Annotated in this window: 12 protein-coding genes and 1 tRNA gene; 4 read left to right on the top strand and 9 right to left on the bottom strand. The window is 66.4% G+C overall.

What is annotated here, in order from left to right; translation table 11 throughout:
* The first annotated feature begins 11 nt into the window (after positions 1-11).
* A complete protein-coding gene (locus AB0M15_RS15415; protein WP_363818294.1) occupies positions 12-437 on the top strand; it encodes a hotdog fold thioesterase in 426 nt (141 codons plus the stop codon).
* Here AB0M15_RS15415 and AB0M15_RS15410 read toward each other — a convergent pair.
* Positions 400-1,047 (bottom strand): GNAT family N-acetyltransferase, encoded by a 648-nt coding sequence (locus tag AB0M15_RS15410; RefSeq protein ID WP_363818292.1) that lies wholly within the window; start codon positions 1,045-1,047, stop codon positions 400-402. The genes AB0M15_RS15415 and AB0M15_RS15410 overlap by 38 nt on opposite strands.
* 129 nt (positions 1,048-1,176) lie before the next feature.
* Between AB0M15_RS15410 and AB0M15_RS15405 the strand changes: the two genes are divergently transcribed.
* Positions 1,177-1,917, top strand: coding sequence for a DUF554 domain-containing protein (locus AB0M15_RS15405; RefSeq protein ID WP_363818289.1), 741 nt, complete (start codon positions 1,177-1,179; stop codon positions 1,915-1,917).
* Positions 1,918-2,017: 100 nt separating this feature from the next.
* Here the strand turns inward: AB0M15_RS15405 and AB0M15_RS15400 are convergent, their stop codons facing one another.
* The 7 genes from AB0M15_RS15400 to AB0M15_RS15370 all read right to left on the bottom strand — a co-directional run bounded on the left by AB0M15_RS15400 (position 2,018) and on the right by AB0M15_RS15370 (position 8,711).
* Complete coding sequence (locus AB0M15_RS15400; protein ID WP_363818286.1) at positions 2,018-2,734, bottom strand: ABC transporter ATP-binding protein; 717 nt, start codon at positions 2,732-2,734, stop codon at positions 2,018-2,020.
* A complete protein-coding gene (locus AB0M15_RS15395; RefSeq protein WP_363818284.1) occupies positions 2,731-3,612 on the bottom strand; it encodes an ABC transporter ATP-binding protein in 882 nt (293 codons plus the stop codon). The genes AB0M15_RS15400 and AB0M15_RS15395 overlap by 4 nt, the downstream gene beginning before the upstream one ends.
* The gene (locus AB0M15_RS15390) at positions 3,609-5,303 is read right to left on the bottom strand and encodes a branched-chain amino acid ABC transporter permease (RefSeq protein ID WP_363818280.1); all 1,695 of its coding nucleotides are present in this window, start codon (positions 5,301-5,303) and stop codon (positions 3,609-3,611) included. The genes AB0M15_RS15395 and AB0M15_RS15390 overlap by 4 nt, the downstream gene beginning before the upstream one ends.
* Positions 5,300-6,232, bottom strand: coding sequence for a branched-chain amino acid ABC transporter permease (locus AB0M15_RS15385; RefSeq protein ID WP_363818277.1), 933 nt, complete (start codon positions 6,230-6,232; stop codon positions 5,300-5,302). Before AB0M15_RS15385 ends, AB0M15_RS15390 begins: the two co-directional genes overlap by 4 nt.
* A gap of 84 nt (positions 6,233-6,316) precedes the next feature.
* On the bottom strand, positions 6,317-7,558 hold the full coding sequence (locus AB0M15_RS15380; protein WP_363818274.1) for a branched-chain amino acid ABC transporter substrate-binding protein: 1,242 nt from the start codon (positions 7,556-7,558) through the stop codon (positions 6,317-6,319).
* 192 nt (positions 7,559-7,750) lie between these two features.
* Positions 7,751-8,341: a response regulator gene (locus AB0M15_RS15375; protein ID WP_363818272.1), complete on the bottom strand. Its 591-nt coding sequence runs from the start codon at positions 8,339-8,341 to the stop codon at positions 7,751-7,753.
* A gap of 16 nt (positions 8,342-8,357) precedes the next feature.
* On the bottom strand, positions 8,358-8,711 hold the full coding sequence (locus tag AB0M15_RS15370; RefSeq protein WP_363818269.1) for a hypothetical protein: 354 nt from the start codon (positions 8,709-8,711) through the stop codon (positions 8,358-8,360).
* 617 nt (positions 8,712-9,328) lie between these two features.
* Here AB0M15_RS15370 and AB0M15_RS15365 point away from each other — a divergent pair.
* Positions 9,329-9,401, top strand: a tRNA-Leu gene (locus AB0M15_RS15365).
* A gap of 98 nt (positions 9,402-9,499) precedes the next feature.
* Positions 9,500-10,234 (top strand): helix-turn-helix domain-containing protein, encoded by a 735-nt coding sequence (locus AB0M15_RS15360; protein ID WP_363818267.1) that lies wholly within the window; start codon positions 9,500-9,502, stop codon positions 10,232-10,234.
* Between the two features lie 192 nt (positions 10,235-10,426).
* Here the strand turns inward: AB0M15_RS15360 and pyk are convergent, their stop codons facing one another.
* Positions 10,427-11,869 carry a pyruvate kinase gene (pyk, locus tag AB0M15_RS15355; protein WP_363818264.1) on the bottom strand — a complete coding sequence of 481 codons (1,443 nt, stop codon included), beginning with the start codon at positions 11,867-11,869 and terminating at the stop codon, positions 10,427-10,429.
* Positions 11,870-11,916: the final 47 nt, after the last annotated feature.

Here is an 11,916-nt window from a genome sequence, read left to right as displayed (position 1 = left end):
AGCCTTCTGTCATGAGTGATGAGAAGACGGGCATCGACGTGCCGGGGATGTCGACCGAGGGAACGCTGCTCGACGCCATGGGCATCGTCATCACCGAGGCGGCCCCCGAGCGGGTGGTCGCGACGATGCCGGTGAAGGGCAACGTCCAGCCGTACGGGTTGCTGCACGGCGGCGCGTCCTGCGTGCTCGCCGAGAGCCTCGGCTCGATCGGCTCCGCGCTGCACGCCGCGACGTACGGGAAGGTCGCTGTCGGTGTCGACATCAACGCGACGCATCACCGGGCCGTCCGGGAAGGCGTCGTCACCGGCGTGGCCACCCCGATCTACCTGGGCCGCACCACTACGTCGTACGAGGTCGTCATCACCGACGAGCGGGACAAGCGGGTCTGCACCGCGCGGATCACGTGCCAGCTGATTCAGGCGCCGCCGGGAGCCTGAACTCCTCGAACTGCTCGTCGCCGTGGTCGTCGGCCAGCGGCGAGCGGGCGAGTTGCGCGCGGCGGGCCATCACGGAACGCCGTGACGACAACAACGCCAGCAGGTTGGGCGCATGCTCGGCCGCAAGGCGGCGCCGCACGGTATGCGTGCTCGCGAACCGCAGTACGCCGGCCTGCCCCAACCCCAACCGGGCGAGGAACCTGTTGGCCTCTCGGGCGATCGGCGGAGCGACGACTGCGAGATGCGGGCAGTTCTCGTGCTCGGCCCAAGCGGCCGCCTCGGCGATCAGCGCCTTGCCCAGGCCGTGCCGGCGGGCGTGATCGCTGACGTGTAGGTACTCCACCGTGACCGTGACCTCGTCGTGCAGCGGGCTGATCGGGGTCTGGCGCAGGTACGCCATGCCGCCGAGCTCGCCGTCGATCTCGCCGACCACCAGCCGGCCCGACGGATCGTCCGCGTGCTTGGCCACGGAGGCCTGGGCGGACTCCACGGACGGCGCGGTCAGCAACCGCGCCTGATGTCCGGCTCCGACCGCCATCTCGCTCCACAGGGTCACCAAAGCGCCGGCGTCGTCCGGACGGGCGTCGCGCACCTCGATGGCTGGTGCCACGTGGCCCTCCTAGATTCTGATCCACCCCCGAGGTGAACAGATATGAGCGGATACGCTCATCCCCCGCGCAACAGTAGGGCTTTCGGGGTCCGATGCAAAGCTGACGCGAAGCGAAACGGGAGACCAGGTTTGTTCATCGGAATCGGTACTGTCGTGAACGTCGCGGCAGTGCTCGTCGGCTCGGTCCTGGGCGTCCTGATCGGTCACCGGCTGCAGCACCGGACCCGCGATCTGGTCACCGACGCACTCGGCCTGGTCACGCTGCTGATCGCGATCAGCTCGGCACTGACCGTGGGCGACGCCGTCCTCAGCGACGCGGTCGGCGACAGTGCGCCGGTGCTGATCGTGCTCGGCGCGATGCTGATCGGCGGCATCACCGGCTCGCTGCTGCGGATCGAGCAGCGGCTGGAGGGATTCGGCGCCTGGATGCAGCATCGGTTCAGCCGGGGTGACAGCGAAAGCACTTTCGTCGAAGGCTTCGTGTCGGCGTCGATGGTGTTCTGTGTCGGGCCGTTGACCTTCCTGGGCGCGTTGTCCGACGGATTGGGCCGGGGCGCGGATCAGCTGTTGCTCAAGTCGGTGCTGGACGGCTTCGCCTCGATCGCCTTCGCCGCGTCCCTGGGTTGGGGTGTGGCGGCCTCGGCTGTGGTCGTACTGGTCATCCAGGGGCTGATGACGGCCGTAGGCGCAGTACTGGGCGACATCCTTCCCGACGCTCACGTGACCGCCCTGGGCGCCACTGGCGGCCTGCTGCTGGTCGGCGTAGCCCTGCGCCTGCTCAAGCTCAAGCAGATCGCCGTCGCCGACCTGCTCCCGGCGCTGATCGTCGCGCCCCTGCTCGTCCAGCTGCTCGTTGTCATCCGCAACTGACCAGCAGTTGTTGCCTCGGACACCAAACGGGGACCTTGAACAAGTTATTACCTGTTCAAGGTCCCCATTGGGTGTTCAAGGCAACCAGTACCGCCGGGTACTAGTCCTCGCCGAGGTACGCCTTGCGGACGTCGTCGTTGACGAGCAGCTCGCGGCCGGAGCCGGACAGCACGATCTGGCCGACCTCGAGCACGTAGCCGAAGTCGGCCCGCTTGAGCGCCGCCTGGGCGTTCTGCTCGACCAGCAGGATCGTGGTGCCCTGCTTCTGCAGCTCGGTGACCGTCGACATGATCCGCTTCATCATGATCGGCGACAGCCCCATCGACGGCTCGTCCAGCATCAGCAGCTTGGGCTTGCTCATCATCGCGCGGCCCATCGCGAGCATCTGCTGCTCACCGCCCGAGAACGTACCGGCCGGCTGCTTGCGCCGCTCCCCCAGGATCGGGAACAGCTCGTACGCCGCGTCCAGGTCCTTGCGGATCGCCGCCGAGTCGTTGCGCGCGAACGCACCGAGCAGCAGGTTCTCCTCCACCGACAGCCGGGGGAAGATCCGCCGGCCCTCGGGTGAGTGCGCCAGCCCCATCGTGACGATGTCGTGGGCCGGCACCTTGTCGATCCGCTGACCCATGAAGGTGATCTCGCCACCACTGGGCCGGAGCAGACCGGAGATGGTCCGCAGCGTCGTCGTCTTGCCGGCACCGTTGGTACCGATCAGCGAGACGACCTGGCCCTGCTCGACCGAGAAGCTGATCCCCTTCACGGCGACGATCTTGCCGTAGGAGACTTCCAGGTCCTTGACCTCGAGCATCGCGGTCATGCTTTGCCCTCCTCGTCGGCCACGGTGGTGTCCTGGACGTGGGCCGCGGTGGTGTCCACCTCGTCCTCGTCGTCGTCCTCACCGGTGCCGATGTACGCCTCGATCACCCGCGGGTCGGACTGCACCTCGCCCGGCGTGCCCTCGACCAGGGCCTCGCCGCGGACCAGACACAGCACCCGGTCGCACAGGTTGAAGATGAAGCGCATGTCGTGCTCGATGACGACCACGGACAGGCCCGAGTCCCGGATCTTGAAGATCAGGTCGCTGGCCTGCCGGGTCTCCTGCGGGTTCATACCGGCCGTCGGCTCGTCCAGCAGGATGAGCTTCGGGTCGGTGGCCAGCGCGCGGGCGATCTCGAGCCGCCGCTGGTCGCCGTACGGCATGTTGCGGGCCAGGTGCTCGGCCGACTTGCCGAGCCCGACGAATTCGAGCAGCTCCTGGGCCCGGGCCCGGGTGGCCCGCTCCTCGCGACGGAACTTCGGCCCCCGCAGTACGGCGGTGAGCGCACCCGCGCTGGTCCGGCAGTAGCGGCCGACCATCACGTTCTCCAGCGCGGTCATGTTCGCGAACAGCCGGATGTTCTGGAACGTCCGGGCCATGCCCGCCGTGACGACCGCGCGCGGCTTGGGCGGCAACGGCGTACCGGCGAACCGGACCTGGCCGCTGGTCGGCTTGTACAGCCCGGTCAGGCAGTTGAAGAACGTCGTCTTGCCGGCCCCGTTCGGGCCGATCAGACCGACGATCTCGCCTTCGCGGACGGTCAGGTTGACCTCGCTGACGGCCAGCAGACCGCCGAACCGCATGGTCACGCCGGAGGCCTCCAGGACCACCTGCGGAGTGCCCGGCGCGGCGTTGGTCACTTCCTCCGTGACGGTCATCTCGCCTCCTCGATCAGGTCGTGCTCGACCGCCACCGCGAGTGCCTCGTCCTCTTCGTGGAACTCCAGCTGCCGCCGTCTGCTCGCGACCAGCCCCTCCGGACGGAACCGCATCATCAGCACCAGCAGCAGACCGAACAACAGCAGCCGGTACTCCGAGAAGAACCGCAGCTTCTCCGGCAGCAACTTCAGGATCGTTGCTCCCAGCAACACACCGGCGATGGTACCCATACCGCCCAGCACGATCGCCGCGAGCAGGAACGCCGACTCGAGGAAGACGTACTGGTCCGGGCTGACCGCACCGTCCTGGTGGGCCTTGATGGTGCCGGCCAGGCCGGCCAGGAAGGCGCCGACGGAGAACGCCAGCAGCTTCAGGCCGAAGACGTTGACACCCATCGCCTCGGCGGCCTTCTCGTCCTCGCGGATGGCGACCCAGCCGCGACCGATCCGGCTGTCGTTCAGCCGGGCGAAGACCAGGATGACGCCGCCGATCAGGATCAGCAGCAGGAAGTAGTAGTTCGAGAACCTGCCCAGATCGATGCCGGCGATCGTGTGCGTAGCGCCGAAGTTGAAGCTGCCGATCTCCAGGTCCGGGATGCCGGGGACACCGTTCGGGCCGTTGGTCAGGTTCGGCCCGTTGTTGCCGTCCAGGTTGAACATCGAGAACCGGAAGATCTCACCGAAGCCCAGCGTCACGATCGCCAGGTAGTCACCGGAGACCCGCAGCGTCGGCGAACCGATGATCAGGCCCAGCACCGCCGCCACGCTCGCACCGAGCAGGACGACCACCAGGAACGGCGGCTTCCAGCCGATGGTGGCGAACGCCGACTGCGACATGGTCGCCGCGACGTAGGCGCCGGAGCCGAGGAAGGCGATGTAGCCGAGGTCCAGCAGGCCGGCCAGGCCGACCACGATGTTCAGGCCCATCGCCGTCGCGGCGAAGACCAGCACCTGGGTGGCGATCGACATGTTCGCGTCCGACCCGTTCTGGGTGAACGGGAACAGGAACGCGACCAGGAACGCCGACAGGGTGAGGATCTTCTTCTGCCGCTGGGCGACGTGACCGAACCAGGTCAGGATGCCGGTCCGCACCATCATCGCGATGACGCCGGCGGCGAAGACCAGGAACAGCACGAACGACCAGGCGTCGTCGCGGCCCAGCGCGTAGGCCGCACCGAACAGCACACCCGCCATCACGACGGCGATCGCGAGTACTTCGGCCCAGCCCGGCGCCCTGGCCGCGGCCAGGTCACGGTGCTCGCGCAGCGGAACGACCCGCGCGCCCAGGAACAGCAGCAGCGCGCCCACGAAGGACACCCAGCCACCCGGGTTGACGTTGATCAGGCCGGTGGAATCGGTGGTGATGGCAACGAGTACCAGCACCATGTAGATCAGCATCCACAGGCCGAGGGCACGCAGTCCGAGCGCCGCGTCGAGCCAGGGCCCGATCCGGGACTCGAGCGGTCCCTTGACGGTGAGCAGCAGCAACAGGCCGACGACCCCGCCGATGATGGCCAGGATCTGCAGGCCACCGGGGTAGAAGTTGATCGACAGGTCGCCCAGGATCTGGTCGTCGTAGCTCCAGGACAGGAAGGAGCCGATGATCAGCAGCGCCACCCCGGCCAGGCCGAGCGGCCAGCCCTTGGCAGCGTGCTTGGCCGTGAAGCTCTCGGGCAGGTTGGGAATTCTCATGCGCGATCCACCACCCTCGCTCCGAGCAGACCCTGCGGCCGGAAGACCAGCACCAGAATCAGGATCACGAACGCCCAGACGTCCTTCCAGGTACTACCGCCGAGGCCGAACTGGGTCGCCATCGCCTCGACGACGCCGAGCACCAGGCCACCGACCACGGCGCCCTGGATGTTGCCGATACCGCCCAGCACCGCGGCGGTGAACGCCTTCAGACCGGCCAGGAAGCCCATCCGGAAGTCGATGTTGTTGTTCTGCAGGCCCTGCGAGACACCGGCGACGGCGGCCAGGACGGCGCCGAGCGCGAACGCCACGACGATGATCCGGTCGACGTTGATACCCATCAGCCGGGCGGTGTCCGGGTCCTGCGAGACGGCCTGCATGCCGCGGCCCAGCCGGGTCCGGGTGATGAAGTACCAGAGCAGTGCCGAACAGATGATCAGCGCGGCGACGGTGAAGATCGCAGACCGCTGGATCGTCACGCTGCCGACCTGAACGGCCGTGCCGCTGACGACGTCGAGCTGCGGGAACGGGATCCGCTGCTTGGCGCTCGGGAAGTCCGGGATCTTCTCGTAGAAGAGCCGGATGAACTCCTGCAGGAAGACCGAGATGCCGATCGCCGTGATCAGTGGTGCGAGGCGGGGCGCGTTCCGCAGGGGACGGTACGCGATCCGCTCCATCAGCACCGCGGTGCCGACCGAGGCGATCATGGCGCCGATGATCATGATCGGCAGGATCCAGACGCCGGTCTGACCGTCGAAGAACAACAGGTACGTGGTCAGTGCGCCGAACGCACCGATCATGAAGACCTCGCCGTGGGCGAAGTTGATGAGCTGAACGATGCCGTAGACGACGGTGTACCCGACCGCGATCAGGGCGTACAGCGATCCAAGGGTCAGCCCGTTCACGAGCTGCTGAAAGAACAGGTCCACGTCGACCTCCCAACTGGCTTGAGTTTGCGGCATGCCACGGGGGTGGGACGACGTGTGGCGTCCCACCCCCGGGTCATGGGTCGACTACTTGCTCTCGAAGTCCTTGGTCTCCACGGTGGCCCACTTGCCGGCATCCACCTTGTAGACGGTCAGGACCTTGGACGTGGTGTCGCCGTACTGGTCGAACGCGACCTTGCCGGTGACGCCGTCGAAGCTGACCTTGCTCATCGCGTCGATGGTCGCCTGACGGGCCGACTCGACGTCCTTGGCGTCCTTCAGCGAGACCTTCAGCGCGTTGATGATCGCGTTGGCCGCGTCGTAGGAGTAGCCACCGTAAGCCGCGTACGGCTCCGGGTACTTCTGCTCGGCGTAGTCGGCGACGAACTTCTTCGCCGAGTCCAGCGCCTCGACCGGCGCGCCGACCGAGGTGGCCAGGTCACCCGTGGAGGTCTTGCCCGCCAGGGTGATGTACTTCGGGTCGAAGATGCCGTCGCCGCCCATCAGCGGGACGTTCAGGCCGGCGGCCTTCATCTGCTGCGACAGCGGTCCGGCGGCCGGGTACTCGCCACCGTAGTAGATGGCCTGCGGCGCGCTCGGCTTGATCGCGGTCACGACGGCCTGGTAGTTCGAGTCGTCCGGGTTGATGGTCTCGGCCTCGACGACCGTACCGCCCAGCTTCTTGAACTCCTCGGTGAAGGTGCCGACCAGACCCTGGCCGTACGCCTTCTTGTCGTGCACCGTGGCGACCTTGGTGATCTTGGCCGTCTCGTACAGGTACCGGGCCGCGAACGGGCCCTGGACCGCGTCCGTGGTGCAGGTGCGGAAGTACGAGGCGTACGGACGCTTCGGGTCCTTCTGCCAGTCGACGCCCTGGGTCAGGCCGGGGCCGGTGTTGGCCGGCGAGACCTGGACGATCTTGGCGGTCGACAGGACCGGCTGGACCTGCTGGCTGACGCTGGTGTTCAGCGTTCCGACGACGCCGATGACGTCCTTGTCGCCGGCCAGCGACGTGGCGGCGTTCTTACCCGGGTCCGGCTTGGCCTCGTCGTCCTTCGCGTCGACCTCGAGCTTCCAGCCCGGGATCGCGTTGGTGTCGTTGGCCTGCTTGATAGCCAGTTCGACCGAGTGCTGGATACCCAGACCCAGCGCCGACAGGTCGCCTGACAGAGGTGCGATGACGCCGATCTTGGCGGTCTTGGTCGCACTGCCGCCGCCCCCGGCGTTGTCGTCCTTGCTGCGTGAACCGCAGGCAGTCAGGGCCAACGACGCCACGATCAGCGTCGCGCCGACCCGTACTACGGAACGCTGCTGCACTGTTCCTCCCATGTCTGGATAGTCCGAGCAAACCCCCGGACTCCCGCGATTGCCGCGAGCACCCGCAGGTTAGACCTCCGGAAGCGTCACAAGCGAACGTGACGGAGCGTGTGTTGTGAGGTCGTTACAGCGGTAAGCAGCATGAGCATCAGTGACGACTGTTAATGCCGTCCTCGTGGCGCTTTCCGATGAGCAGAGAGTGACTCAGTCGTCACTACCCGCCTCGTCAACAACCAACTCGGCGACCTGACGCATCGAAACTCTTTTATCCATGGCGGTTTTCTGGATCCAGCGGAACGAGTCCGGCTCGGTCAGCCCGAACTTGGTCTGCAGCACCGACTTGGCCCGGTCGACCAGCTTGCGGGTCTCCAGCCGCTCGGCCAGATCGGCCACCTCACGCTCGAGCTCGGCCAGTTCGACGTACCGCGAGGCGGCGATCTCGATGGCCGGCAGCAGATCCGCCTTGGAGAACGGCTTCACCAGGTACGCCATCGCCCCCGCATCCCGGGCCCGCTCGACCAGCTCCCGCTGCGAGAACGCGGTCAGCATCAGCACCGGAGCGATCCGGTCCCCCGCGATCTTCTCCGCCGCACTGAGCCCGTCCAGCTTCGGCATCTTCACATCCAGAATCACCAGATCAGGCCGATGCTCAGTCGCCAGCCGAATGGCCTCCTCACCATCCCCCGCCTGCCCGACGACGTCATACCCCTCCTCCTCGAGCATCTCCGCCAGATCCATCCGGATCAGCGCCTCATCCTCCGCAATCACCACCCGCTTAGCATTCACAAGGTCCACCCTATCGATCCCCCTCTCAGCTCTTCCCCCCGACGAACCGATCCAGCGCCTCGACCCCCTCGCGCCGACTCACAGCCACCGCGTTCATCCGAGGCCTCCGCCACGCGATACCCAACAGATCCAGAGCATCGGTCAATATGTTCCGGATGTCGTCGGACTCGTTCCAGAACTGGTAGCGGATGTACTCGTACCGCTTGGTTCCGCCATCCGCAGTCACCTTGGTCGCCCAGTTGACGAACCGGCAACCATCCGAATGGAACAGCCCGCGCAGCAGCTGTTCGGGGTACTCGGCAACTATCTCCCGTTGCCAGTCCGCCAGCTCGATCTTGCGCAGATGCTCCGCCCCGGCCCATGCTGCGGAAACAGACAAGGCCAGTGCTTCCACCGCACCTCGATCCGAATCGCGCTCCCGTTCCGAAGGCACGGACTACCTGTCGGCTTCACCAGCCGCATCGTCGCCGCGATCTCCTGGTTGAGCACCGGATACTTCGGATCGTTCGAGATCGACAGCACGTACACCCCGCGCCTCGCCAACACGATGTGCCCATCACCCAGGTACCACCCAAGCAACAACGCGTACGCCGCCTGATCAAGCTCGGCCCCATCGCACCGCGGACACGGCGTCGGCTGGAATCCCTGCCCACGCGGCAGTCCCAGCTCTTGGTGCTGCCGCCGCCACCTCTTGATCGTCTTCACCGCAACGCCATGAATCTCAGCGTCAGCCCGATCGCTGATCCCGCTGTCTGACATCCGCAGCGCGGAGTCCACCGTCTCCTGCGACCTGAAGTGAGGCATGACACAAGGCTGTCAACGACGACCGACAATTTCTCCGCCGCCGGTGAGGTGGAATCGATTTGCCAGAAGGCCACCAGAACAACGAAGATAGGTCGTGCTCGGCGGAGCCGTCTGACGGCGGAAGCGGGGCAGCGAACAGCGCGCCCCTGCAGTGCCGCGACCTGCTCCGTAGGTTAGGATCTCGGGCGGAAAGCCCTGGTATTCCAACGGCAGAGAAAATGGTCTCAAACACCATACAGTGTGGGTTCGAATCCCACCCAGGGCACAATCTCAGCCTCGAACCCACCCCGGTTCGGGGCTGTTTTGGTTCCCGGCCGATGTGTCGGTGGGGCCTGTGAAGCTCGGTCTGTGTACGACAACCGGATGCGAGGACGAGCGCGTGAGTTGCTCGCGGCCGGTGAGACCTTGAGTGCAGTGAGTCGCCTTCTCGGAGTGAGTCGCGCTACTCTCCGTGACTGGCGGGACCGGGCGGGCGCGGAGTACGGGCCGGTCGACTGCCCGCTCTGCACCAACGGGAAGCCGGCGGCCGGACCATACGCGCATCTGCTCGGCCTCTACCTCGGTGACGGCTGTCTCTCCGTCGGGAAGAAGCAGGTCTACGCCCTTCGGGTTGCCTGCGACAACAAATACCCTCGACTGATCGACGAAGCCGAGGCCTCCATGTGCGCCGTCCACCCAACTCGCCCGGTCCGCCGGGTGCAGGCCACCGGATATATCTCAGTCGTCTCCTACTGGAAGCACTGGCCCTGCCACTTCCCCCAGCACGGCTCCGGCCCGAAGCACCTCCGCGAGATCAAGCTGACCGACTGGCAGCGAAACCTCGTCATCGCGGAACCCGGGCCGTTCCTGCGAGGCCTGTTCCATTCCGACGGCTGCCGGGTGACGAATTGGACGACCCGGCCCGTCGGCGGCATGCAGAAGCGGTACGAATACCCGCGCTACCAGTTCTCCAACGAGTCCGCCGACATCATGGAGCTCTGCCAATGGGCCTTGGACCTACTCGCCATCCCCTGGCGAATGCCGCGGCGCAATGCCCTCTCAGTTGCCAGGCGCGAAGGCGTCGCCGTACTCGACCGGCATATAGGCCCGAAGTCCTGAGCCATCAACGACGGCGCCTGACGCACGCAGGAGCGCCGTCTGCGTACAAGAAGCGTGTCCTTGAACACCTTCTGGTGACCTTGAACAAGTAATAGCTTGTTCAAGGTCACCAGAAGGTGTTCAAGGTCGCCGCAGATGGCATAGAGGCGGCCAGTCGGGTGACTGGCCGCCTATGGCTGTTGCTTAGTTCTGTCAGTCGCGGTACGCCGGGGCGGCGCCGCTGATGGCGTCGCCCATTCGGTGGACTCGGAGGGCGTTGGTGGAGCCGGGGATGGAGGGTGGGGAGCCGGCGACGATGACCACCAGGTCGCCCTTTTGGAGTTTGCCCAGTTCGAGGAGGCGTTGGTCTACCTGGCGGACCATGTCGTCGGTGTGCTGGACGGTCGGGACGATGTGGGTCTCGATGCCCCAGACGACGCTCAGCCAGGCGCTGACTGATGGGACGGGGGTGAAGGCCAGGACCGGGATTTCGGTGCGGTAGCGGGCCAGGCGCAGCGCCGTGTCGCCGCTTTGGGTGAAGGCGACCAGGTACTTGGCCTCCATCCGCTCCGCGACGTCGGCGGCCGCCTTGGCGATCACGCCGCCCTTGGTGCGGGGTTCCCAGTCGATCTCGGCGACGCGGCCGAGGCCGTGCTGCTCGGTCGACGCGACGATGCGGGCCATCGTCTTGACCGTTTCGATCGGGAACCGGCCGACGCTGGTCTCGCCGGACAGCATCACCGCATCGGCGCCGTCGAGCACCGCGTTGGCGACGTCGGAGGCCTCGGCCCGGGTCGGGCGCGGGGCGGAGATCATCGACTCCAGCATCTGGGTGGCGACGATCACCGGCTTCGCGTTCAGCCGGGCCTGGTCGATGATCAGCTTCTGGACCAGCGGGACCTCCTCCAGCGGGAGCTCCACACCGAGGTCACCGCGGGCGACCATGAAGCCGTCGAAGGCCTCGATGATCTCGTCCAGGTTGGCGACCGCCTGCGGCTTCTCGATCTTGGCGATCACCGGGATCCGGTGACCTTCCTCTTCCATGATCTTGTGCACGATCTGGATGTCGGCCGCGCGCTGTACGAACGACAGCGCGATCATGTCGGCCGGCAGGTGCAGGGCCCAGCGCAGGTCCTCCGCGTCCTTCTCCGACATGGCCGGCACGCTCACCGTGACGCCGGGCAGGTTGATGCCCTTGTGGTTCGACACCGGTCCGCCGACGACCACCCGGCAGATCACGTCGGTCTCGGTCACCTCCTCGGCGACCAGGGCGATGCGGCCGTCGTCGATGAGCAGCTGATCACCCGGATTGACGTCACCGGGCAGCCCGTCGTACGTCGTACCGCAGATGTTCACGTCACCGGGAACCTCCCGGGTGGTGATGGTGAAGCGCTCGCCGTAGGTCAAGGTGACCTTGCCTTCGGCGAACTCCGCCAGCCGGATCTTCGGGCCCTGCAGGTCGACGAGGATGCCGACGTTTTTGCCGGTCTCCTCCGCTGCAGCGCGAATCCGGTGGTAGATGCGCTCATGCTCGGCGTGGGCGCCGTGGCTCAGGTTCAGCCTTGCGACGTCCATGCCTGCTTGGACGAGTTCCAGGATGCGCTCAGGGGCGGCCGTAGCCGGGCCGAGCGTACAAACGATCTTTGCGCGACGCACGTCACAAAACCCTACTCCTACAAGACCACTGCGCCGCTGGTCCGCCC

Source organism: Kribbella sp. NPDC051718, from assembly GCF_040681515.1.
In the GTDB taxonomy this organism is placed as follows: Bacteria; Actinomycetota; Actinomycetes; order Propionibacteriales; family Kribbellaceae; genus Kribbella.
Note: the sequence above shows the minus strand (reverse complement) of the source record. Positions and strands in the feature narration are given on the sequence as shown.

What these genes read in the sequence shown, in the direction of transcription:
- AB0M15_RS15415 (WP_363818294.1), top strand. Translation starts at nt 12, where the DNA reads ATGAGTGATGAGAAGACGGGCATCGACGTGCCGGGGATGTCGACCGAG.
- AB0M15_RS15400 (WP_363818286.1), bottom strand. Translation starts at nt 2,734, where the DNA reads ATGACCGCGATGCTCGAGGTCAAGGACCTGGAAGTCTCCTACGGCAAG.
- AB0M15_RS15395 (WP_363818284.1), bottom strand. Translation starts at nt 3,612, where the DNA reads ATGACCGTCACGGAGGAAGTGACCAACGCCGCGCCGGGCACTCCGCAG.
- AB0M15_RS15390 (WP_363818280.1), bottom strand. Translation starts at nt 5,303, where the DNA reads ATGAGAATTCCCAACCTGCCCGAGAGCTTCACGGCCAAGCACGCTGCC.
- AB0M15_RS15380 (WP_363818274.1), bottom strand. Translation starts at nt 7,558, where the DNA reads ATGGGAGGAACAGTGCAGCAGCGTTCCGTAGTACGGGTCGGCGCGACG.
- AB0M15_RS15360 (WP_363818267.1), top strand. Translation starts at nt 9,500, where the DNA reads ATGCGAGGACGAGCGCGTGAGTTGCTCGCGGCCGGTGAGACCTTGAGT.